This window comes from Bacillus sp. SIMBA_154 (genome assembly GCF_046536015.1).
GTDB lineage: Bacteria > Bacillota > Bacilli > Bacillales > Bacillaceae > Bacillus > Bacillus pumilus_P.
Map to the genome: position 1 here is coordinate 89,558 of NZ_JAWJBV010000009.1, position 22,097 is coordinate 111,654.

Below are 22,097 nucleotides of genomic sequence, written 5' to 3' on the forward strand. Positions count from 1 at the left end.
TTTCTTATCATACGAACATGAAAAACTCCCTTTCCATGACAGAAAAGGGAGTTTATTTTTATGAAAATAGGTAAGATACTGCCTCAGAGATGGCGGCTTTTCCTTGATCAATACAATCAGGGATTCCGACACCTTCAAAAGCAGCACCTGTGATATAAACACCAGGATATGATTGCTTAAACGTTTCACGCATATTCGAAATCTGCTGTTGGTGACCAACGTGATATTGCGGCATACTGGTTTTCCAGCGAGTCACCGTTGTCAGTTCTGGATCTGCTTTAATATCCATGATTCTTTTTAAATCTTCCAGCACGATGCTGACGATTTGATGATCAGACTGCTCGACAATCGATTCGTCACCAGCTTTCCCTACATACGCACGCAATAGCGTTTTTCCTTTAGGAGCTGTATGCGGCCATTTTTTATTCGTCCACGTACAGGCTGTAATAGAGAAATCACTGTTTCTTGAGATGACAAAACCTGTCCCATCATATTCATTATGAACATCCTCTTCTTTAAAGCCAAGTGCAACTGTTGCAACAGAAGTAGATGTCATGTCATGCAAGTAATCAAGCCCTGCTTCTTTTGGAAACATGGAATAGATCGATTGATGCGGCGTAGTGACAATAGCTGAATCTGCAAAAAGCGTTTGACTGCTGTCTAATTGTACGCCATAGCCTCCATCTGTTTTTTCAATCTGCTTCACTTTTGTCCCTTTATAAATCGTCGTCAGCTTGAGCTTACTTTCTACCGCTTCAACAAGGGCTTGCAGTCCTTGATTGATTGTTTGGAACTGTCCTTGTTTTTTCGCTGTCACTTGCTGCGCTTTCGCATGCTGCTGTGATTTTTTCATCCCAAGAATCAAACTGCGATGCTTTTGTTCCGTTTGATAAAACTGCGGGAAGGTAGACATTAAGCTAAGGCGGTCAATGTCACCTGCATAAATACCTGAAAGAAGAGGCTCGATTAAATTCTCAACGACTTCATCGCCCACACGTCTTCTAAAAAATTCACCAAGCGACTGATCTTCTGTCTGCTTGCTTTTTGGTAAAACGAAATCCATCGCCGCTCTCGCTTTTCCTGCTACTGAAAAAAGACCAGTTGTAATGAAAGGGCTGATTTGAGTTGGAATGCCCATGACAGCGCCCTTTGGCATCGGATGAAGTGTTTCATTGACTAATACATATGCTTGCCCCGTTTCATTATTGACGAGCTGATCGGACAGACCGACATCCTTTGCCAGCTGCGGTCCACTGACCTTTCTTTCCAAAAATGAATCAGGACCACGTTCAATAATGTAGCCATCTTTATATAATGTTTGTATTTTTCCACCCAGCCTAAGACTTGCTTCAATAAGAGATATTTGGATAGGGAGACCTTTTTCTTCAATCTCCTTTTCCAAATAGAAGGCGGCGGCTAAACCAGTGATGCCACCGCCAATGATGACAAGGTGTTTTTGATTGTCATGCATAGGATCGCCTTCTTTTATATGATTACTTGCTTTCGTCAAGCTTCTTTAACACGACTGTTGCCAGCGCATCAATAAATGCTGGTTTCGCATTTGGCATTTCTGGACGATAGTAGGCTGCACCGATTTCATCTGTTACGACTTTACATTCATAATCGTTGTCGTATAACACTTCCAGATGATCAGCGACAAATCCAACAGGCACATATACGAACGTTTTATAGCCTTTTTGTTCGAATAGATCCCGGGTTAGGTCTTGCACGTCTGGTCCAAGCCACGGATCAGGCGTATTACCCTCACTTTGCCAGCCAATTTCATAATGTTCAATTCCTGCTCCCTCTGCAATCATCTTTGCAGATTGTGCTAATTGATCAGGATATGGATCTCCTGCTGCAATAATTTTTTCAGGAAGGCTGTGTGCAGACACAATAAGCACAGCCGATTCTCTTTCTTCTTGACTCATGGATGCATACGTATCTTTCACTTGTTTCACCCAATAGTCCACAAACTTCGGTTCATCATACCAGCTTTCAACAGAAGTGATCTTCAGATTTCCAAGCTTATCTGCCTCATCTTGTGCACGTTTGTTATACGATTTCACACTAAATGTTGAGAAGTGCGGCGCAAGGACGATACTCACAGCTTCTGTGATGCCGTCTCGATGCATTTCAGCAACCGCATCCTCAATGAAAGGCTCGATATGTTTTAAGCCAATGTAGACATGAAATTCAATGTCCTCTTGGATGTCATTCAAATGATCACACAAACCATTTGCCTGCTGTTCTGTAATTTTTGATAAAGGAGATATACCGCCGATTGCCTTGTAGCGGTCCTTCAAATCTTGCAGCATCTCTGGCTCCGGCTTTCTGCCTCTACGGATATGTGTATAGTAACGCTCAATGTCTTCTTCTTTATATGGGGTGCCATATGCCATGACAAGAAGTCCCATTTTCTTTTTCTCCACAACCAACACTCCTTCAGATCATTTGAAATAGTTTAAATGGATGTTTTTTTATGTTTAGCCGAATAGTCGTGAATAAAACTTGTCAGCTTCTTTAACGTTTCTGGTGAAACATCAGGAAATACCCCATGACCTAAGTTAAAGATGAAGTGATCTGATTTCATCCCTTGATCTAAAATGTCTTTTGCTCTTTCTTCAATGACTTCCCATGGAGAAAGTAAGATGGTTGGATCAAGGTTTCCTTGTATCGTTTTTGTGAGTCCTTCTTTTCGCGCTTCGTCTACACTCATACGCCAATCAAGTCCAACGACATCAAGCGGCAGGTCATGCCAATCTTTCACCAGATGACTCGCACCAACTCCGTACATGATCATCGGTACGTTTTCAGACTTCAGCTCTGTGAAAATACGCTGCATGACAGGCTTAATGAATGTCCGGTAATCTGCTGCATTTAAAGCGCCAACCCAAGAGTCGAAGATTTGAAATGCACTGATTCCTGCTTTTACCTGCGCCCGTATGTACGTGATCGTCATATCAGCTAATTTATTCATTAATATCATCCATGTCTCTGGCTCACTGTACATGAGTGCCTTCGTTTTATGATAATTTTTAGATGGACCGCCTTCAATCATATAGCTTGCCATCGTAAATGGTGCACCGGCAAAACCAATGAGCGGAACATTTAGCTGCTCCTTCGTCAAAAGCTTGATTGTATCAAGCACATATGGCAGGTCTTCTTCAGGATGAAGTTCTCCAAGACGTTCTATATCTGCTTTTGTCCGAATGGGTGAATCAATCACAGGTCCAATTCCATTTTTAATTTCAACGTCCACTCCAATAGCCGGAAGCGGGGTCATAATATCTTTATATAAAATAGCGGCATCTACACCATATTGTTCTACAGGAAGTCTTGTTACATAAGCACATAGCTCTGGCTGATGCGTAATTTCAAATAGCCCGTATTTTTCTTTGAGGGCACGATATTCAGGCTGCGAGCGTCCTGCCTGTCTCATGTACCAAACAGGTACATGGTCTGTTTTTTCCCCTTTGCACGCCTTTAAGAACGTGTCATTAAAAGCTTTCGTTTTTCCCATTACCTTTCATTCCACCTTTCGCCCCACACTCTCTTTGTATAAGGCTCAAACACTGCTTTTACTATACCGCTTTTTCAAGGCACGGTATACTAAAGCGGCTCAATGTTCAAAAAATCGCCGAATATTAACGTCCAAAAGTCTCTGGCTTGACATAAGAACTGCCTTCGCCTTCTTCTTTTGTTTGGGTATTGTATGGAACAACCTTATACTGCGCATCTGAAAACACATTGGCATACGGCATTGTGTAGCTGCCCACGCCTGTCACTGAGTCGATCAGCGTCTCGCTTCCATTTCTCTTTTCATAGATGCGATATTCAACCCGTTTATCCTCCTGTTCGCCCCAAGACAGCTCCAATGTAAACAATCCTTTGATTTTAAAGGCATAGCGGGCTTCAAATCCTGATAGCCCTTCTAAATGGATCGGTGATTGAAGTTCTTTAATCCCCTCTGGCTTTTTGAATGTTTCATTGGTGATTTGGGCTGTCGTTAAAATATCTTTAAACAGCTGCACTGGATACTGACTGCCGCCAGTTAAATAGTGGCTGTTATCAGTTTTGTCATATCCCATCCAAATCGCACCCGTTATACTAGGCGTATAGCCGGCAAACCAAGCATCTTTTGTTGCACCTTTCACACCTGAATAGGTGGTTGTTCCTGTTTTACCTGCTAAATCTCCAGCATATGAACCGCTCTGAGCTGTCCCGCCTTTGACGACTTGCTGAAGCATTCTCGTCATATTCCATGCGTTTTGCACACTAAACACTCGCTCTTGCTTGTTTCGATTCTTCTCAACAGTTTCCCCTTCATCATTGGTGATTTTCTGAATAAAGAAAGGCTTTTTATACACGCCTTCATTTGCAAATGTATGGAAGGCTCCAGCGATCTGCAATGGAGAAACCCCTTTTTCTAAGCCGCCAAGTGCCATGGCAAGTCCTTTATCCGAAATCTCCATTCCCATTTTTTCAAGATAAGATTTAGAGGTGTCAATGCCAAGCTGACTTAACGTCCACACAGCAGCTGTATTTTTACTCTTCATCAGGGCATCCACCATCGTGACCCTGCCTTCATACTGCCCATCGTAATTCTTTGGTGAATAGCCGTCATAGCTTTTTTCTTTGTCTTCAAGCAGTGAATAAGGTCTGAATTTTTTCTCCTGCATCGCCGGACCATACACCGCAATCGGCTTGAAAACAGATCCAGGCTGTCTAACAGCCGTTACCCTGTTATAGCCCCTTGCCTGATATTCTCGTCCTCCAATGGCTGCTTTTACTCCACCAGACTCGTTATCAATAAACACGGCGCTGCTTTCCGGAGACCCGCTTTTTCCCGGGAAATAACGGTTGTTTTTCATCGCATCATAGGCAACTTTTTGCAAATTCATATCAATCGGGACGGTAATGGTATAGCCGCCTTGAAGCAATTGCTCATGTGAAATGGCATACTCTGATTCCGCTTCTTTAATGATGAGATCGACATAGCTGTCCACCCAAGGCGTTTCTGATTTCTTTTTCAAATGGATACCTAGTGTCCTCCCTTTTGCTTCTACTGTTTCTGTGGATGACAAATATCCTTGTTCATTCATTAAATTCAGGATGGTATCTCGCCTTTTTTTATTTTTATCAGGATGTAAAACAGGCGAGTAAGAAGACGGTGCCTTTGGCATAGCAGCAAGTGTAGCACCTTCGCTGACAGTTAAATCTTTGACATCTTTACTAAAATAATAATTGGCTGCCGCCTGAATCCCATAGACGCCATGGCCGAAGTAAAGCTGATTCAAATACATCTCAAGCAGTTTATCCTTTGAATAATCTCTTTCTAAATTAATAGCAATAATGACTTCTTTTGTTTTTCGAAGAAAGGTTTTATCGTTTGTGAGAAAAATATTTTTTGCGAGCTGCTGGGTAATCGTACTGCCGCCCTCTACTTTTCCTCCTGCTAATATATCTCGATAAACCGCCCTTGAAATAGATTGTGCATCAATTCCATGATGCTCATAAAAACGCTTGTCCTCGACAGCAACAAAAGCTTTCGCTACTTTATCAGGTATCTCCTTTAATGACACAGGGTCCCGATTTTCTGAATACATACTTGTGAGTTCTTTTCCATTCTGATCAATGATTTTTGAGGAAGCGTGAAAAACAAGCTTCTTCTCATCTATGACATAATGTCCTAAAAATAAAATGGTCAGATAGCCAATAAATGAAAGCACGAGTGTGCTTCCTGCAATGACTAACGGAATGATTATCTTCTTTTTCTTCACATTAGGTCACCTCATTCCTTTATACGGATAGTATGGGATGTATTGCTTCATAATATGTTTTATGGATTGACTACCAAAGAATTATATATCATTCTTTTGTTATACTATCAAGCAGGAGGCGGTTTAGATGAATGTCTATATTACATATGGAACAGCAGATTTCTTGCATAAAATCGCAAAGAAACACCATCTGGAAAATCTACTTTATATGGTTGGAAAAGAACAAGCGGCTCTTTTTCATGAAACCGAGGGAGAGACCGTATTTAAAGCCCCTCATGCCTATGATGTGATTTATGCGAAAGGCGAGCTTGTCCAATCTGGCTTCGTCACCTTGAATCATATCCCTGTTAAGCTTGAAAGCAGAGCACTTTTTGAATCCACCTTTCAGAAGAAAACAAACATCTCAGAGCATCAGCGCGGCTTCAAGGCTCTGCGTGTCTTAAGACCACAAAAAGATGAAGAGGTCTATCTGATTTTGACACTTTGGGAATCAGAGGATTTATTTCAAGACTTTCAAGAATCAGAAGCGTTCTTTCAGCCGCACGAGGATACAGGCTCCATCTTCTCTCGTCCTGCCTATCTCACATCCTACCATGCCGTCACAGACAATTAAGGAAGTGCTGCTTTTAGCACTTCTTTTTTCATAAAAAAAAGCCCATTAGCCGGGCTCTTCTTTTCATTATCTTCACTTAAGCTCGTACCGATGAATGATAGGCTGAAGCACATAGAAATTCAGCAATATCCACCCTAATAAGATCGGCCACTTCAACATAGGTGAAGCGCCTTTCAACTGAATAAGCAGCACCAATAGCGGAATCAAGCAGATCATGAAAAAACTCATCTTTGAGACAAACGTTTCTTTGATTTGGTGCCGACAGCTTGGACACATCATCATTCTCGTATGTGATAAATGAAACTTTTCAACGAAAGAAAATGCTTTTGAACAATTTGGACAGCTCCCCAATGCCACTTCCCCCTTTTTCCAGTTTCATATCAACCTTCGACTTTTATGTAAAATGACCTTTTGATGTTGAACACGAAATCCTCTTCTGTTGAAAGATTCTAACAATTACCATACAATCAGTAAAAGAGCATGAAGGAGGTTTTCGGATCAATGTCAATATCCACTTTACAAAAAAGCATCAATGAACGTCTTGATGAACATTATGAGGAAATGGTTGAAATTAGACGCCATCTCCATATGAATCCAGAACTTTCTTTTCAGGAAGAAGAAACAGCCGCTTTCATCGCGAATTACTATGAAACATTACATATACCTACACGTACTCAGGTGGGCGGTCATGGTGTTCTTGCTTTTATTGAAGGAGCTTCCCCAGGGCCGACCATTGCCCTCAGAGCTGATTTTGATGCACTGCCCATCCACGATGAAAAGGATGTGCCTTATCGATCGACAAAACCAGGTGTGATGCATGCATGCGGTCACGACGGGCACACAGCGACCCTTCTTGTATTAGCAAAGATCTTACATGCGCTTCGTGATCAATTAAAAGGGAAAATCGTCCTCATTCATCAGCACGCTGAAGAATATGCTCCAGGCGGTGCTAAGCCGATGATTGAAGACGGCTGTTTAGACGGAGTCGATGTCATATTCGGTACTCACCTTTGGTCATCAGAGCCTTGTGGCACCGTTCTGTATAAAAGCGGGAACTTTATGGCAGCCGCCGACCGTTTCTCTATTCAAGTCCAAGGTAAAGGCGGACACGGCGCCCAGCCTCATCTAACAAAAGATGCTGTACTCATCGGTTCACAAATTGTCGCAAACTTGCAGCAGGTCGTCGCCCGTAAAGTCAATCCAATTGATTCAGCTGTTGTATCGGTTGGAGGTTTTGTGGCTGAGAATGCCTTTAACGTCATTGCAGATTCAGCAGTTTTAACCGGCACTGCACGATCCTTTGAAGAAAATGCACGTCATATCATTGAACGTGAAATTGAACAGGTGGTGAAAGGGGTTTGCCACATGCATGATGCATCGTACACATATAAATATGTGAGAGGATATCCTGCTGTCAAAAATCACCCAAAGCCAACTGAATATATTGCTGAAATAGCAAGACAGACAGAAGGTGTCATAGAAGTAAAAGAAGCGGAAACCCAAATGGGCGGAGAAGATTTCGCTTACTACCTACAGCATGTTCCTGGCACCTTCTTCTACACAGGAGCCATGCCAGAAAACAGCCAGGATATGTATCCACATCATCATCCGAAATTCGATATCAACGAAAAAGCAATGCCAGTCGCAGCAAAGGTACTCGCTCACGCCGTTCTTTCCTATGATGAATGAAGAAAAGCCGCTGATCAGCGGCTTTTTCACTTCATTTCTTCAATACTCGTAAGTGAAACACATGGCGTGCAACATCTCCGAGCTGTCCTGTCAGCTGATGATTGGCCACCCCGCCAACAGCCGCACCGACGACTGGCATTAATTGAAACAGCTTCACAAGGTCAATGTAATCTCGGTACTCCTGCTGAAAGCTGTACCAATCCATTTCCTCCCGGCTTGTTTCCCAATCATCAATGACCTTCATCATCTTTTGACGATGTGCACTGCTTGAAAAGGCGAGTTGAAAAATACAGAGCAAAAAGAGTCTTTCCTCTTTTTGAGACAAATCAAAGCCATAAATACATGCCAGCTCATAAAGACATTTCATTTTAATGCTCAGCAGCAACGGAAAGTCCGCCATTCCAAGGAATACACCGCCTGCCCCTGTTCCAATTCCTTCGATCGCCGCCGCCTTTTGATAATACTTCACTTTATCCTTTGCCAGCTCATTTCGCTCTACGATCGTTAATTGTTCATCGATCACTGAAAATGAAGTGAAGTGCGTCCCTGATACGGTGGATTCGACCATTGATTTCACCGCACTTGTGATGACTTGATGAAATCTCGCAGGTATTCGGCGATTCACTTGCTGCTGAACTCCTTTTGAAAATCGTTCGATCTTTGAAGGTTTTCTTAAAAATCGCGTTTGAAAAAGAATGGCCTCATCATACAACTCCCGTTCAGCTGCATTCATCCGGTTCCCTCCTTGATGTCATCATACGCTCGCTGAAAAAAATAGATTTCCACTTATCTCATCTTTTTTAATCGACTTTGGACGTAAGGCTTGAATAGAACAAGCACAAATGTCAATGAAATGAGAAGAGCAAGTCCACTTCCCTTCCATCCTCCTGCTGGGAGTACCGCGCAGCTCAGCAAAATCGATTGAATGATGAGCACATTACGGACGAGAACAAAGAAGCTACGATCCTTTTCTTGCTGAGAAACTGGATATAGTGCCTGTAACGAAAGATGCGCAAAGTGCTTCGTTAACGGAACAAGCTGTACACCAGTGATAAATACTGTGAACAAGACAAGTAACGCGCCCACCCAGTCTGCTGCGCCTGTATACAGAATAATCAGCACAAACACGACCGTTAATCTAAACACAAGACCAAAATAATCATTTGAACGTAAAAACGCCCTCACATACATGTAAGAAAAAGTTTTACGCTGCTCGTAAGGAACAAACTGCAAGATCCAGTCCATGTACGCTCTTCTTTTCACCTGTTTCTTTAAATGAGGCACATCTGTAAATAAGTTTGCCAAGCGATAAAAGCGCTGTTTCCGTTTTAATTCATCAGAAATATGCAATTCCCATTGAAAAGGCTGTTTTTTCACTGCATTTGTTAAGTAAATAAGATAGACGGCATATATAAGATAAAGAACGATTGCAATCGCATAGGCTGCCTGTAAAACGGTATACATCAGAAATGTATTCAATAGAAAACGAAACACTGCATCAAGCCATCTGACATGCTTTCCTTGAAAATAAGTGATTCTCCATTGAATCGCTGTATTCAGGCCCTTTATCAAGATCATTTGCGCCAAAACCAGCACATAAAGCATGAGATCTCCTGAAGATACAGCCGAATAAAGCGGGAGTGCGATAATCGATACGGCAATCAAAGGAAACAGCTGAGAAAGGAAGCTAAAGTTAAAAGCGTTTTTTAAATAAGGCTCCATCTTCGCTTCCAGAGGAAGCAAAAACACGAGATCTGCCTCTTTGATCAACGTACGTACGTAAGAGCTTGTCAGCACCAATGAGAAAACAACTGCCATGACCCAGTACGAAGGGAAGTGAGTTGGAATATGTTTGAGCCAGCCGCTATACCAGCTCGCCCCGCCTGCAAGGAAAAAAATCAGCACAATGACAAGATGATCATTGAACATGTATTTTAAATATTTTCTTGTGTCTTGCATGTGTTCCTCTAATCGTGATTTCCAAATGGTTTGCGTTGTTTTACTCATAGTTTTCTTCCTTTGTTAATTCCAAATAAAGATCATCGAGTGTCGCATCTCTCATGTTGAACTGCTCTCTTAGCTCTGTCAGTGTTCCTTTCGCTCTGATTTCACCTTCATGCAAAATAATAAAGGAATCACAATAACGTTCAGCTGTCGCCAAAATATGCGTTGACATCAGGACACTAGCGCCGCTTGTCTTTGCAGCATTCATTCGTTCTAATAGTGCATTTATCGCAAGAGGATCAAGCCCTAAAAACGGTTCATCGATGATATACAGCTCTGGTTCAACAAGGAACGCACACATAATCATGACCTTCTGCTTCATACCCTTAGAAAAATGAGCAGGGAACCATTTCAACCGTTTCTCCATTCGAAATTCTTTCAGCAATGATGGTAGACGTTCTTCTAGTTGTTCCTTTGAAAGACCGTAAGCCATCGCTGTCAGCTCTAAATGCTCTTTTAGTGTTAACTCTTCATATAAGACAGGTGTTTCCGGAATAAAGGTGAATTGCGAACGATACGCCTCTTGATCTTCTTGTAATGTTCGTCCATTCAGTTCAATGACACCTTTATGTGGTTTCATCAGACCGATGATATGACGAATGGTTGTACTTTTCCCCGCTCCATTTAAGCCAATGAGACCGACGATTTGATTTCTTTCTAATTCAAATGAAATATTTTTTAGAACGGGATTCTTCGTATATCCACCCGTTACATCTTTTACAGTTAAAAGGGACATGAGTTCGTTCCTTTCTTTCTTTTTTCCTTTATAGTACCAAAAACGAAAGGTAATTTGAAATGTTTACCTATAGACGAGCCTGAATAAAAAATAGGCGCATTGGTCATCATAATGTATGTAGAAGAAATGAACTTGATGACCAATAAGTAAATGAGGTGTTTGTTAAAGGCAAAGTACCGCATGACAAGTTGGTTTTTCATCTAAAAACCTTAGCTTCTGTTTTGCTTCACTGATTCTTGATTTTTGTGTCCTATACAATCGTCAAATGAGGTGTTTACGGCAGAAATAGCAGGCATATGAATTCTTTATTTCAGTAAATAGAGAATTCAAAAGGCATATCGAATGAAAGCATCAGCATTTCTTCTGCAGGAGCAGGATGAGCGACCAAAGGAGTTCGCTTGTCCTGTTTTCTTTTTTGCTTCTTTTTGTGATACGATAAAGGAAAAAATAATGAGGAGTGACACGGCGTGAGCGACTGCATTTTTTGCAAGATCATTGATGGAGACATTCCATGTGCAAAAGTATATGAAGACGAGCATGTATTGGCTTTTCTTGATATTAGCCAAGTAACAAAAGGGCATACCCTTGTTATCCCGAAAATACATAAAGAAAACATCTATGACATGACACCAGAAGTGTCTAATCACTACTTCAAAGCGATTCCGAAAATTGCAAGGGCGATCAAACAGGAATTTGAACCAATTGGTTTAAACCTCCTGAACAACAACGGCGAAAAAGCCGGACAATCTGTGTTCCATTACCACATGCATATCATTCCGCGTTACGGCAAAGGCGATGGCTTTGGTGCCGTATGGAAATCACATCAAGACCAATACACGTCAGAGGATTTAAAAGAGATTTCTTCTGCCATCCACACGCGGCTTACCTCATCTTAATAGATGAGGTTTTTCTCATTTCTACCCCTTTTTATCCCCTTCATTTCTTAATAGTAAGATATTTAGAACGATTCAAATTTTTTGTCCAAATGCTTCAAATTTGTGATAGGATGGTTTTATCTTTTGATCCATTAACGCGAGAAATAGGGAGAGATTGTGATGAAGCGAACGACGAATTTTAATGCTGGTCCGGCGGCACTGCCGCTAGAAGTGCTTCAAAAAGCACAGGAAGAACTTGTTGATTTTAAACAAACTGGGATGTCTGTGATGGAGCTTTCTCATCGCAGCGGTGAATATGAAGAAGTCCACAATAAAGCAAAAGCGCTTTTAGTGGAGCTGATGGACATTCCAGAAGATTATGAGATCCTCTTTTTACAAGGCGGAGCTAGTCTTCAATTTGCGATGATTCCAATGAACTTCTTACATGAAGGTGAAACCGCTCATTTCATTCAAACAGGCGCTTGGTCAGAAAAAGCATTGTCAGAAGCAAAAGGATTTGGTGAAACGTCTGTGTTTGCCTCAAGTGAAGATGACAATTATTCGTATATTCCAGATGTAGATGCTTCCGGTTTAACAGACGGTGCTTACTTGCACATCACATCAAACAATACGATCTTCGGCACACAGTGGAAAACGTTCCCGGACAATTCATTGCCGCTCATTGCGGACATGTCCAGCGATATTCTCAGCAAACAAATAGACGTTTCTTCATTTGATTTCATTTACGCCGGTGCACAAAAAAACCTAGGACCTTCTGGTATCACGATTGTGATCGCGCGCAAACGTTTTTTAGAGAAAGAAAAAAGCGGCACGCCTAAAATATTAAAATATTCAACACACGCAAAAGCCAACTCTCTTTATCACACACCACCGACTTTTGCGATTTATATGCTGTCTCTTGTCCTTGAGCATGTCAAAAACGCTGGCGGCGTAGAAGCAGCGGAAAAACGCAATGAACAAAAAGCGGGCATTCTCTATGAGGCGATTGATCAAAGTGGCGGCTTTTACAAAGGGCATGCCCGCGCTGACAGCCGTTCTCATATGAATGTCACGTTTACCCTTCGTGATGACACACTCACCGCATCATTTGTGGAGAAAGCCAAACAAGAACAAATGGTTGGACTTGCAGGACACCGTTCTGTCGGTGGATGCAGAGCATCTATTTACAATGCGGTTTCAATTGAAGACTGCCAAAAGCTTGCGGACTTTATGAAAAAGTTCCAGCAAGAAAATGAGTAAAAAGGCTTTTCTATCATGAAATCAATTTGTTATAATAACGAGAACTATCAAATGATGACTCTTGCAATAAATGATGAGCCATATTATTGGAGAGTCCTATAAGAGCTTAGCAGAGGAGAGCATAGAAATGAAAACAAAAGAATTAGTGATTATGTCATTGCTTGCAGCAATGGGAGCTGTTTTGCATACGATTTTCCCGCCCATCTTTTTCGGAATGAAACCTGATATGATGCTGGTCATGATGTTTTTAAGCATCATCCTTTTCCCTAAGGTACAGCATGTAGTCGTGATTGCCCTAGTGACTGGTGTCATTTCCGCTTTGACAACGGGTTTCCCAGGCGGACAAATTCCAAATATGATTGATAAACCAGTGACAGCCTTTATCTTCCTAGCCCTTTTCTTATCTTGCCAGAAGATGAAGAACAAAATCGTGCTGACCGCTGTGCTAACAGCTATTGGAACCGCCGTATCCGGCGTGATTTTCCTATCTGCCGCTTTACTGATCACAGGACTGCCAGCTGCATTACCAGCACTTCTTGTGGGTGTTGTCCTGCCAGCAGTTGTGATTAATACCATTGCCATGGTATTTGTCTTCCCAATTGCTCAGTCCATTCTAAGGCGTGCAAGAATGATAGAAGTTGCATAACGCATAACGAACCTCTTCATGTCAGATGAAGAGGTTTTTTCATGCTTTTATAAAAGAAAAAGGGTAAGCAGCAAAACGAGAAGCGAAATCCCTGCACCTGCCGCACACACAAGTGCTTTTTGCTTTAATACATGTTTTGGCGGATAAGACCCTGCATACCCAAGCTGTCTTGCATAATGAATCGAACCACCTGTGAAAACGACACCGATACACGTAAAAACGAACAGAAAGACAGACAACCTTCTCCCCTCCCTTTTCTTCAAAAGTATGCTAAAATAAAGCAAGCTATGTATGGAAGTTCAATGAAGCTGATCATCAGCTAAGAGAGAACATGCGAATGTGTAAAATTTGACTAGAGGTGATTTGAATGGCTAGTGGACGTTCTTTATTAACAGGATTATTTGTAGGCGGTCTCCTCGGAGGTGCGGCAGTGCTCCTGACGACTCCCTCTTCTGGCAGAGATGTACGCGGAAAGATGAAAGACAGCTATGACAAATTCGAAGATACGCTGACAAGATTAAAAAGAGACGGACAAGCTTTAAAAGAGCAAATTGTTGCAACGGCAAAAGAAAGTGCAGAAGTCATTAAAGAGGTTGGGACTGAATTGCAAACATCTATTCAGCAATGGCGCGAAGAAATCAAACCTCATCAGCAGGACTTACAAAAGGAAATTCAGGAAATTGAGGAAAAGCTTAAACAACTGGAGAAAACCTTACAAAACTAATATACTCACAAATAAATATTCGTTTACAAAAGTGTGCGGGGTGCGTATCCCGCACTTTTTTTGTTGAAAAAAGGTTATTTTGTCAATGTTTTTCATGACTTTTAAAAATTCTTGAATTTTCAGCTTTATTAATCTTTATTTTATTGGCATAATAGAATTACAAGAAAAAGAGAAGTAGGTGAAATGGATGAATCATTCGGAACAGCCTTTCGATGTAAAAGAAGCACTTTTATTCAGTCAAAGAATGGCCCAATTGAGCAAAGCTCTTTGGAAATCCATTGAGAAAGACTGGCAGCAGTGGATCAAACCGTATAACCTGAATATTAATGAACATCATATTTTGTGGATTGCGTATCAATTAAAAGGAGCTTCAATATCAGAAATTGCAAAGTTTGGCGTCATGCATGTATCAACTGCGTTTAACTTCTCCAAAAAACTGGAAGAAAGAGGATTTTTGAAATTTTCTAAAAAGTTAAACGATAAACGCAATACGTATATTGAGCTAACGCCAAAAGGCGAAGAGACATTCCATAAACTACTCGAAGATTTCGACCCGGCCCGAACTGGTATTGTCAAAGGCGCACAGCCGCTTCATGACATTTACGGAAAGTTCCCTGAAATTTTAGAAATGATGTGTATTATCCGAAACATTTATGGTGAGGACTTCATGGAGATTTTTGAGAAATCGTTTTCAAACATTGAGAAGGACTTTTTGAATGAGCGTGGAAAAATCACGAAAAAGCCTGAGGAACTCGAAGACTCAGCTGAGGCAGCAGAAAAAGCGGCTAAATCAAATCAAATTGTTTAATGATCTTTATAAATTCATTCATTAACGGCTGAAACAGCCCTTGATCATGTAAAGCAAATATTGTCTCATGAACATCCAGCTTTTCAATTAACTGTCCCGCAAAAAGCGCAAGGAGATCGTCAAACATGACATAGCCTTGTGCTTTTTGCTTGTCCATTTCATCTGAAAGCTCAGCACAAATACGCTCAATATCCTCTGCTTCTTCTTTCGATACACGCTGCAGGATCAATAGCGCATAATATGGATAACGGCTCATATCTGTCGCCGTCAGTAAAAGTTCCATATAATATTCGAGTTGGCTCATTCGTTCCTCAATACTCATGTACGTTCCCTCTTTCTCTTAGTCTTTCTATTTTAGCCGAAATGACTCATTGACGAAAGAGACGAACCTCCCCCTTATGTCTTTTTTTCTTGAAAAATCCAAAGTTTCCTCTCTTTATTCCATATGAATGCAACATTTTATTTTTTTTCATAAAAACCATTGATTTTTATCCTCAGGAAGAGTAAATTATCTGGAGATATTCAATTAGATTTTAGATTGGAAGGATGAAAATGAATTGTTGGAAGACCATTAATCTTGAAAAGGATTATGGTTATACGAGAATGGTGATTTCAGCTATAAGTCTTGCTGTACTTTTTTTCATTATGGCTTTTTTATGTTTTCAACTGACTCATCCTGAAACGAGACTAAGCAGTCACAATGCACCGCTTTTTGCTGTGCTTTTACTTGCGACATTGCTTGTCCACCGTGTGGTTCACTTGATTCCAGTGATGAAAAACAAGAAAAAAATGACGTTATTTAAACGAAATTGCTGGCAGCGCGTGCCAAAGAGAGTGATGCTTTTCTCACTGCTCAGCCCGTTTTGTGTCATCTCACCTGTTTACTTTTTTTTAGGCATGGCGTTTCCAATGTACGCACACTATTTTATCATCATTGCAAGTATTCATGCAGGCTATTGTTTGCCTGATTTTTTATTTGCATGGAAACTGCTAAAAGCACCAAAATCCTGTATCATTGATCAAGCCCAAGACGAGTTTGATATTTTAGTTGACCAAACTTCCTCATCATGAGGTTTTTAAAGCCAACTTCTATCTTTTTCATAAAAAATTTGGTAATGTAGTATGGGAATAGCATAGAGAGGGGGGATCTCCGATAGTTTTATTTTACTTCATCGTCTTTGCCGCGTTTATTGTGTATTCAATAAACAGGCTTACTAATACATTATGCCTTGTCAGAGAGATTCCTGAAGAACGGCAAGATAAGGTGTTTCGCTTTATCAATGTATCGATACTGATCTTACTTATCTCATCATTTGTTGAAATTACCATTTCTATTTAAGATCAAAGCAAAAGCTGCCAGTTTGAGGGCAGCTTTTTGTATTCTATGATCTATTAGCAAATCCAAGATGCACCGATAATGATCAATAAGATGAATAACACGACGACTAGTGCAAAACCGCCAGCAAAGACTTCTCCTCCCATGTGAAAACACCTCCTGCCAGTTCTTCCTCTGTTCTAAGCACAGTGTATGCAGAAAAATTGAAAACGTTTAGGCACCTGTCATCGTTTGAAAAAAGAACCGCCCGCACGCATGACAGGACGGCTCCTTTCTGTAACAGCGATTTAATTAGTAAAGATATGCTGCACCAACGATGATCAGCAAAATGAATAGCACGACCAATAAAGCAAACCCATTAGAATATCCTGCTCCCATATAATTCAGCCTCCTTTTTGTGATCACTATATGTGTATGTGGCGCGCAAATTTTTGACTAGACGAATGCCCTCCCATTTGCATTTCTTTTTACAGCGTGTCACAATATGTTATGATACAAACAATGATAAATAAATTGGAAAGATTAGGAGTGTTTTTTGAATGAAAAAAATGGCTTTAGCAGCTGTAACAGCAGTAAGTGTTTTAACTCTTGGCGCATGCAGTAGCGGTGATAAAGATGTAATCGCAACAACAAAATCAGGAGATGTCACAAAAGAAGAACTTTATACAACTCTTAAGAAACAAGCAGGTGGAGATGCTTTAAACCTACTTGTTCAACAAAAGGTTCTTGCTGACAAATACAAAGTATCAGATAAAGAAATTGATAAGAAAATGGAAGAATATAAAAAGACACTTGGTGAAGATCGTTTAAAACAACTTCAAGATGAATTCGGAAAAGATTACATCAAAGATCAAGTAAAATATGAGCTGCTGACTCAAAAGGCTGCCAAAGCTAACATCAAAATCACTGATAAAGAAGTAAAAGCGTATTACGATGACCTAAAAGGAAAAATCCGCGCGAGCCACATTTTAGTAGCTGATAAGAAAACAGCTGACGAAGTGGAAAAGAAATTAGATAAAGGTGAAAAATGGGATGCCCTTGTGTCTGAATATTCAACTGACACGGCTTCAGCAGCACAAGGCGGCGATGTAGGCTGGTTCGCAAAAGAAGGTCAAATGGACGAGAACTTCAGTAAAGCTGCTTTCAAACTAAAGGTGAATGAAATCAGCAAACCAGTGAAATCACAATTTGGCTACCATATCATTAAAAAGACCGAAGAACGCGGTAAATACGATGACATGAAAGCAGACTTGAAAAAAGAACTACTTAATCAAAAACAAGCAGACACAAATGAAATCCAAACGATCTTAAACAAATTGGTGAAAGATGCCGATGTGAAAGTAAAAGATAAAGAACTTGAAAACACATTCAAAGAAAAGTCTCAACAACCCGCACAAAATCAACAACCTCAACAAAACCAGTAATCACAAAAAACCCCTCTGCCGTGATCGTGCAGAGGGGTTTTTATATGACCTGATTAAGCAATCGAGTGATCTTCATGTGCCGCCGTATCCTGTGATCTTTTCACTTGCTGATCTTGACGTCTGCGCTCTCTTTCTTGTTCCATTCGCTCGATAAAAATTTCTCCTTCCTTTTCAATAAAGGATTGATCAATTTCTTGCTCCTCTTTGGCCGTTGTCATTAATTTATACGCACAGAAAATAATGCCAATGATACATGCATACACCCACCATGGAAAAAACAACATTTTTTCATCGCCTCCTTTTTTCAGAACTGCTCTCTCTTCCTTTGTGTTACATGCTTATGCGAGAAGAAGACAAGTTATGAAAAAAACGCCCGCATAAACGGACGTTTTGACATTGTTATTGATCATGAAAGGTTGGTTTATAAAATGAACGATTCTCTAGAGCAAAAATACGTTCTGTATATTCTCCTGGCTTCACATGCTCAAGCGCACGATCCATCATATTCATCTTCGCATCTAAATTATCAATATAGTGGAGAATTTCGGCTTCCTTCACCATTGGTGGTTTCGGGCTGCCCCACTCTCCTTTTCCGTGATGACTCAGTACTAAGTGCTGTAAAATCAGAATTTCTTCTGAATCAATGCCAAGCTCTTCTGCAGCTTTCGCAATTTCTGTCACCATAATCGAAATATGTCCAATTAAATTCCCTTCAACTGTATATGTGGTTGAGACTGGACCCGAAAGCTCTTTTACTTTCCCTAAATCATGAAGAATGATGCCAGAATATAAAAGATCTCGATCAAGTGATGGGTATAGGTCAACAATTGATTTCGCTAAATGCAGCATGGACACCACGTGATAGGCGAGACCTGAGACAAATTCGTGATGATTTTTTGTCGCTGCTGGATAATCAGCAAATTCCTGTCCGTATTTCTTCAGCAAATGCCGTGTGACACGCTGAATATTAGGGTTTTTCATATCAAAGATATATTGCATAATCGTATCCATCATATCGTGTTTTGGAATAGGAGCTGTTTCGAGAAAATCATCAATTCGAATTTGCTCGTTTTCAGCAACAGGGCGTATATTCCTAAGCTTCAGCTGATTCCTCCCGCGATAATGATGAATGTCACCTACTACCTTCACGATGGTTTGCGCGGCATATGTGAGTTCATCATTCTGCTTTGCATCCCATAGCTTCGCCTCAATATCCCCACTTTGATCTTGAAGAATTAATGTTAAAAATGGTTTGCCATTACTTGCAATCCCTTTAGTAGATGATTTAATTAATAAATGCAGGTCAACTTGTTCGCCGACATCATAGGTCATGATCCCTTTAGCCATTCAATAAAAGCTCCTTCCATATTTCTGCTCATATAAGTATAACATAAGTCATTATTTGTCAATCATTCAACTGCTAAACTCGTAATCTGGCTCTCTTCTGCTGCTTGCTTCATATGATGATGACAGGTGAAATAAAACAGCTGTGTCTCAAAACGAGTCATTTTATTCATCATCTCCAGCACTCTTCCTAGGCGAACATGATCAAAATGAACGAAGCTGTCATCCATCATAAATGGGAGCTGACAATCTTGCTGATGAGACAAAGCGAGCGCAAAACGAATCGCGAGATAGATTTGTTCACATGTTGCCTGCGAAAGCTCCTCTGGGCGGAATATTCGTCCATCCACCCTTTTTACAATCAGCCGGTCATCTTCAGTTGAAAATAAAATGGCTTCATATCGATCATTTGTTAACGGCTGAATAAAGCTGGAAGCTCTTTGAAGGAGCGCTGGCAGCCTTGTTTCTTTATGTTCATTCAATTTTTCTCGAATGACGGAGCGGACAAGCTGAATAGCTGCCCATTTTTTCGCAAGGTGCTTTGCATGTTCCTGCTCGGCTGCAAGCTGATGAGTCAAATCAGACACCGTACCTGATGCTTCTATTTGCCGGATGTCCACTGCTAGTTCTGCTAAGCGCTTTTCCATATTCCTCAAGTTCAGTTGAATGTCATGTAGATGCTGCTTCGCTTCTGCGCATTCCTCCTCAAGGAGGCGTAATCCTTTCCGAGCAATCCATTCTTCCTCATTAAAACTGCCGCTTCTATGCAGCTCTTGGTTCAGCTGCTGCAAATTGTACAGCCGCTCCCGGTATTCTTTAGATAGATGGGAAAGTACTTGGTAATCTTCTTTTGACTCCGCTTCTACTTGACGAAAAAGCTCGCCAATTTGTTTTTCGTAATATTGAATTTCCCCTTCTAGCGTTGTCAGCTGCTGCTCCACATGTTGAATGGATACGTTCAATGCCTGGCGTTCTTTTTCTCTTTTCGCCTCATCTTTCAATATCTCTTGAAAGGCTGAGATGTTCTTTTGAATGGTTCCTTCATTTCTTTGAAGTATGCTGCTTAACGCTAACACTCTACGCTCGTAGATTGAATGCTGGTCGGCGAGCACGTCTATTTCCCGAGTAAGCTCCTCATATGCTGCTGTGTTCGTTTTTAATTGTTTCAGGATATGGAAGGCTTCTACGAGGAAAGAAAGCTCTGAGGACAAGCCCAGCTGTCTTTTCATTTCCTCTACTTGCTGTTGGACCGGTTCCAGCTCTAGCTCCCAGTCTTCATATTGCCGGATGATTCTTTCGTACAGAAGCTCCTTTTGCCTCACAAGCGTTTCAGCTGAAGCTGCTTGGACCTGAAAGGAATCAGAGGTCTCTCCGCCGCTTCCTCGCCTCATTTGAGAAAGTTTAATGAATGGATAAATGGCAATGAAGACAAAAACAGAAAACACTGCAAAGAGGAATGTCACCCACCACTCTGCTAAAAAAAATAATACGAGCAGGATCACCGCATCAAACATAAACATGACCGGGAGTAACCACGCCCGGGAATGAACCTGTTTCTCTTTCGTTCTTGTTCCTCTGACATCTTCTGTGCCCTGCTGCCTGACCTGCTGTTCCTTTAATCCTTTTAGAGCGGTTTCCGCTTCTTCTAGCTCATGTCTTGCTTGATCAAATCGGTCATCCAGCTGCCCTTTTCTATCCATTAAACGAACGTATTGGCTGACAGCCTCCTTTAATTCCCACTCAAAATCAAGTGAGTCATCAATCTGATCCAGCTTAATTGGACGCTGCCACCTCAGCTTCGCTGTCGCTTCTTCTATTTTTTGTTTCAGTGAATCACGCTCTGCTTTACCTTCTGCTAAGCGCTTCATCACAAGCTCAGCCTCAGACGATTCATCGACGACACGTTTCATCTCCATTAACGTATCATTTTCATAGAGTGGTTGCATTTGGGCCAGCGAGGTTTGCAATTGATCTAATTTCTGCTTCAGTGCCGTCAATTGCGCTTTTTTCGGGTGAAGGTGTGATTCTAGTTTATCAAGTTCATGCTCTGTTTCTTGTTTAAATCGTTTGACTCGTTCTGGATAATGCCCCAATTCTTTTTTTAGCTCCACCTTGTTCTCTATCATGGGATACAGTCGAATGTGTTCCGTCAGTTGATGAATATTTTCTTCTACCTGTTTCATTTCATTTTGAAGCTTTTCTATACTCTCCGTTAATTCAGAATGCTCCCGTTTCTTTTCGGCATAACGGCCTTCTACCAATTTGGCTTGTTTCAGCTGGCCTGTCAGCTCTTTTAAACGATCAAGCTGCTGGTTTAATTCCGGCTTGCGTCCATTTGGTTTAAATAGCTGCTCCTGCAGCTTTAGCAGCCTGCTATCCATCTTTGAGGCCGCATCTGAACCAAATAAACTTGAAAAGAGTAGAAATTCACCGATTTGATCTTGGCTTAAGGCTTGGACATTTTGCAGTCCAAACACATCAAATGAATAAATTGATTGGAATAATCTGCGGTCCGTTCCCTTTAAAATAGTGCGTAGAAAAGCTTCGCCTTTCACTTCATCATTTGGTAATAACACCTGTGCTTGACCGCCTTGATCGGACGTTCTCTCAATATGAATGACACCTAACTCCTCATCTACACAAGTGAGAGATCCACCATAAAAAGACCCCTGCTTCGGCTTATACATCTTGCTTTTTGAAAAACCAAATAACATCGATTCAATAAACGCCTTCAATGTCGTTTTCCCCGATTCATTCAGGCCATAAACTAGCTGAAAACCGTCGCCAGAAAAGTGAAAGGTTCGATTTGAAAATTTCCCGAAATTCGCAATATGGAGTGAACGTATTTTCATCAT

The 22,097-nt window shown here is 41.0% G+C and carries 24 protein-coding genes; 10 read left to right on the forward strand and 14 right to left on the reverse strand.

Translation table 11 applies throughout. The features are described 5' to 3' along the window. Window positions 1–58: 58 nt before the first annotated feature. The 4 genes from hemY to R0K30_RS13550 form a co-directional block, all read right to left on the reverse strand. On the reverse strand, window positions 59–1,471 hold the full coding sequence (gene hemY, locus R0K30_RS13535; protein WP_410611210.1) for a protoporphyrinogen oxidase: 1,413 nt from the start codon (window positions 1,469–1,471) through the stop codon (window positions 59–61). A gap of 22 nt (window positions 1,472–1,493) precedes the next feature. Then, a complete protein-coding gene (hemH, locus tag R0K30_RS13540) occupies window positions 1,494–2,432 on the reverse strand; it encodes a ferrochelatase (RefSeq protein WP_230030958.1) in 939 nt (312 codons plus the stop codon). A gap of 32 nt (window positions 2,433–2,464) precedes the next feature. Further along, window positions 2,465–3,523, reverse strand: coding sequence for a uroporphyrinogen decarboxylase (gene hemE / locus R0K30_RS13545; protein ID WP_099728531.1), 1,059 nt, complete (start codon window positions 3,521–3,523; stop codon window positions 2,465–2,467). A gap of 124 nt (window positions 3,524–3,647) precedes the next feature. Then, the gene (locus R0K30_RS13550; protein ID WP_367308139.1) at window positions 3,648–5,783 is read right to left on the reverse strand and encodes a transglycosylase domain-containing protein; all 2,136 of its coding nucleotides are present in this window, start codon (window positions 5,781–5,783) and stop codon (window positions 3,648–3,650) included. A 127-nt stretch (window positions 5,784–5,910) separates the two neighbouring features. Between R0K30_RS13550 and R0K30_RS13555 the strand changes: the two genes are divergently transcribed. Together R0K30_RS13555 and R0K30_RS13560 are read left to right on the forward strand one after the other, a co-directional pair. Next, window positions 5,911–6,396, forward strand: a complete 486-nt coding sequence (locus R0K30_RS13555) for an antibiotic biosynthesis monooxygenase family protein (protein ID WP_099728533.1) — start codon at window positions 5,911–5,913, stop codon at window positions 6,394–6,396. Window positions 6,397–6,897: 501 nt separating this feature from the next. Further along, on the forward strand, window positions 6,898–8,085 hold the full coding sequence (locus R0K30_RS13560; protein ID WP_410611214.1) for a M20 family metallopeptidase: 1,188 nt from the start codon (window positions 6,898–6,900) through the stop codon (window positions 8,083–8,085). A gap of 31 nt (window positions 8,086–8,116) precedes the next feature. On the opposite strand, the gene R0K30_RS13565 is transcribed toward R0K30_RS13560, so the two are convergent. From R0K30_RS13565 to R0K30_RS13575, 3 genes are read right to left on the reverse strand one after another with little or no spacing between them, the layout of a single operon-like run. Further along, window positions 8,117–8,818 (reverse strand): EcsC family protein, encoded by a 702-nt coding sequence (locus tag R0K30_RS13565; protein WP_099728535.1) that lies wholly within the window; start codon window positions 8,816–8,818, stop codon window positions 8,117–8,119. Between the two features lie 53 nt (window positions 8,819–8,871). Continuing rightward, entirely contained in the window at window positions 8,872–10,092 is a 1,221-nt protein-coding gene (locus tag R0K30_RS13570; protein ID WP_256499438.1) for an ABC transporter permease, read from the reverse strand. After that, entirely contained in the window at window positions 10,085–10,825 is a 741-nt protein-coding gene (locus R0K30_RS13575; protein ID WP_099728537.1) for an ABC transporter ATP-binding protein, read from the reverse strand. Before R0K30_RS13575 ends, R0K30_RS13570 begins: the two co-directional genes overlap by 8 nt. Window positions 10,826–11,292: 467 nt before the next feature. On the opposite strand from R0K30_RS13575, the gene R0K30_RS13580 reads away from it, so the two are divergent. The 3 genes from R0K30_RS13580 to R0K30_RS13590 all read left to right on the forward strand — a co-directional run bounded on the left by R0K30_RS13580 (window position 11,293) and on the right by R0K30_RS13590 (window position 13,606). Beyond that, window positions 11,293–11,721, forward strand: a complete 429-nt coding sequence (locus R0K30_RS13580) for an HIT family protein (RefSeq protein WP_410611218.1) — start codon at window positions 11,293–11,295, stop codon at window positions 11,719–11,721. Window positions 11,722–11,880: 159 nt separating this feature from the next. Beyond that, window positions 11,881–12,960 carry a 3-phosphoserine/phosphohydroxythreonine transaminase gene (gene serC, locus R0K30_RS13585; protein ID WP_230030960.1) on the forward strand — a complete coding sequence of 360 codons (1,080 nt, stop codon included), beginning with the start codon at window positions 11,881–11,883 and terminating at the stop codon, window positions 12,958–12,960. A gap of 127 nt (window positions 12,961–13,087) precedes the next feature. After that, complete coding sequence (locus R0K30_RS13590) at window positions 13,088–13,606, forward strand: tryptophan transporter (protein ID WP_230030961.1); 519 nt, start codon at window positions 13,088–13,090, stop codon at window positions 13,604–13,606. Window positions 13,607–13,653: 47 nt separating this feature from the next. On the opposite strand, the gene yhzF is transcribed toward R0K30_RS13590, so the two are convergent. Continuing rightward, entirely contained in the window at window positions 13,654–13,845 is a 192-nt protein-coding gene (yhzF, locus tag R0K30_RS13595) for a membrane protein YhzF (protein WP_034321482.1), read from the reverse strand. 128 nt (window positions 13,846–13,973) lie between these two features. On the opposite strand from yhzF, the gene R0K30_RS13600 reads away from it, so the two are divergent. Together R0K30_RS13600 and R0K30_RS13605 are read left to right on the forward strand one after the other, a co-directional pair. After that, window positions 13,974–14,330: a YtxH domain-containing protein gene (locus tag R0K30_RS13600; protein WP_099728540.1), complete on the forward strand. Its 357-nt coding sequence runs from the start codon at window positions 13,974–13,976 to the stop codon at window positions 14,328–14,330. Between the two features lie 187 nt (window positions 14,331–14,517). Then, entirely contained in the window at window positions 14,518–15,138 is a 621-nt protein-coding gene (locus R0K30_RS13605) for an HTH-type transcriptional regulator Hpr (protein ID WP_099728541.1), read from the forward strand. Here R0K30_RS13605 and R0K30_RS13610 read toward each other — a convergent pair. Beyond that, on the reverse strand, window positions 15,116–15,460 hold the full coding sequence (locus R0K30_RS13610) for a YhaI family protein (RefSeq protein WP_410611222.1): 345 nt from the start codon (window positions 15,458–15,460) through the stop codon (window positions 15,116–15,118). The two genes, R0K30_RS13605 and R0K30_RS13610, sit on opposite strands and share 23 nt — an antisense overlap. A 230-nt stretch (window positions 15,461–15,690) precedes the next feature. Between R0K30_RS13610 and R0K30_RS13615 the strand changes: the two genes are divergently transcribed. Both R0K30_RS13615 and R0K30_RS13620 read left to right on the forward strand, forming a co-directional pair. Then, entirely contained in the window at window positions 15,691–16,209 is a 519-nt protein-coding gene (locus tag R0K30_RS13615) for a DUF3267 domain-containing protein (protein ID WP_099728543.1), read from the forward strand. Between the two features lie 82 nt (window positions 16,210–16,291). Further along, entirely contained in the window at window positions 16,292–16,477 is a 186-nt protein-coding gene (locus tag R0K30_RS13620; RefSeq protein ID WP_072368131.1) for a hypothetical protein, read from the forward strand. A gap of 53 nt (window positions 16,478–16,530) precedes the next feature. On the opposite strand, the gene R0K30_RS13625 is transcribed toward R0K30_RS13620, so the two are convergent. Next, window positions 16,531–16,620 carry a YjcZ family sporulation protein gene (locus R0K30_RS13625; RefSeq protein WP_017360317.1) on the reverse strand — a complete coding sequence of 30 codons (90 nt, stop codon included), beginning with the start codon at window positions 16,618–16,620 and terminating at the stop codon, window positions 16,531–16,533. 145 nt (window positions 16,621–16,765) lie between these two features. After that, entirely contained in the window at window positions 16,766–16,852 is an 87-nt protein-coding gene (locus R0K30_RS13630) for a YjcZ family sporulation protein (protein ID WP_008361129.1), read from the reverse strand. 161 nt (window positions 16,853–17,013) lie between these two features. Between R0K30_RS13630 and R0K30_RS13635 the strand changes: the two genes are divergently transcribed. Then, window positions 17,014–17,898: a peptidylprolyl isomerase gene (locus tag R0K30_RS13635; protein WP_099728544.1), complete on the forward strand. Its 885-nt coding sequence runs from the start codon at window positions 17,014–17,016 to the stop codon at window positions 17,896–17,898. A 53-nt stretch (window positions 17,899–17,951) separates the two neighbouring features. Here the strand turns inward: R0K30_RS13635 and R0K30_RS13640 are convergent, their stop codons facing one another. The 3 genes from R0K30_RS13640 to R0K30_RS13650 form a co-directional block, all read right to left on the reverse strand. Beyond that, on the reverse strand, window positions 17,952–18,182 hold the full coding sequence (locus tag R0K30_RS13640; protein ID WP_041089925.1) for a sporulation YhaL family protein: 231 nt from the start codon (window positions 18,180–18,182) through the stop codon (window positions 17,952–17,954). 115 nt (window positions 18,183–18,297) lie between these two features. After that, complete coding sequence (gene yhaM, locus R0K30_RS13645; RefSeq protein ID WP_099728545.1) at window positions 18,298–19,245, reverse strand: 3'-5' exoribonuclease YhaM; 948 nt, start codon at window positions 19,243–19,245, stop codon at window positions 18,298–18,300. A gap of 62 nt (window positions 19,246–19,307) precedes the next feature. After that, the gene (locus tag R0K30_RS13650) at window positions 19,308–22,094 is read right to left on the reverse strand and encodes an ATP-binding protein (protein ID WP_410611225.1); all 2,787 of its coding nucleotides are present in this window, start codon (window positions 22,092–22,094) and stop codon (window positions 19,308–19,310) included. Window positions 22,095–22,097 lie beyond the last annotated feature (3 nt).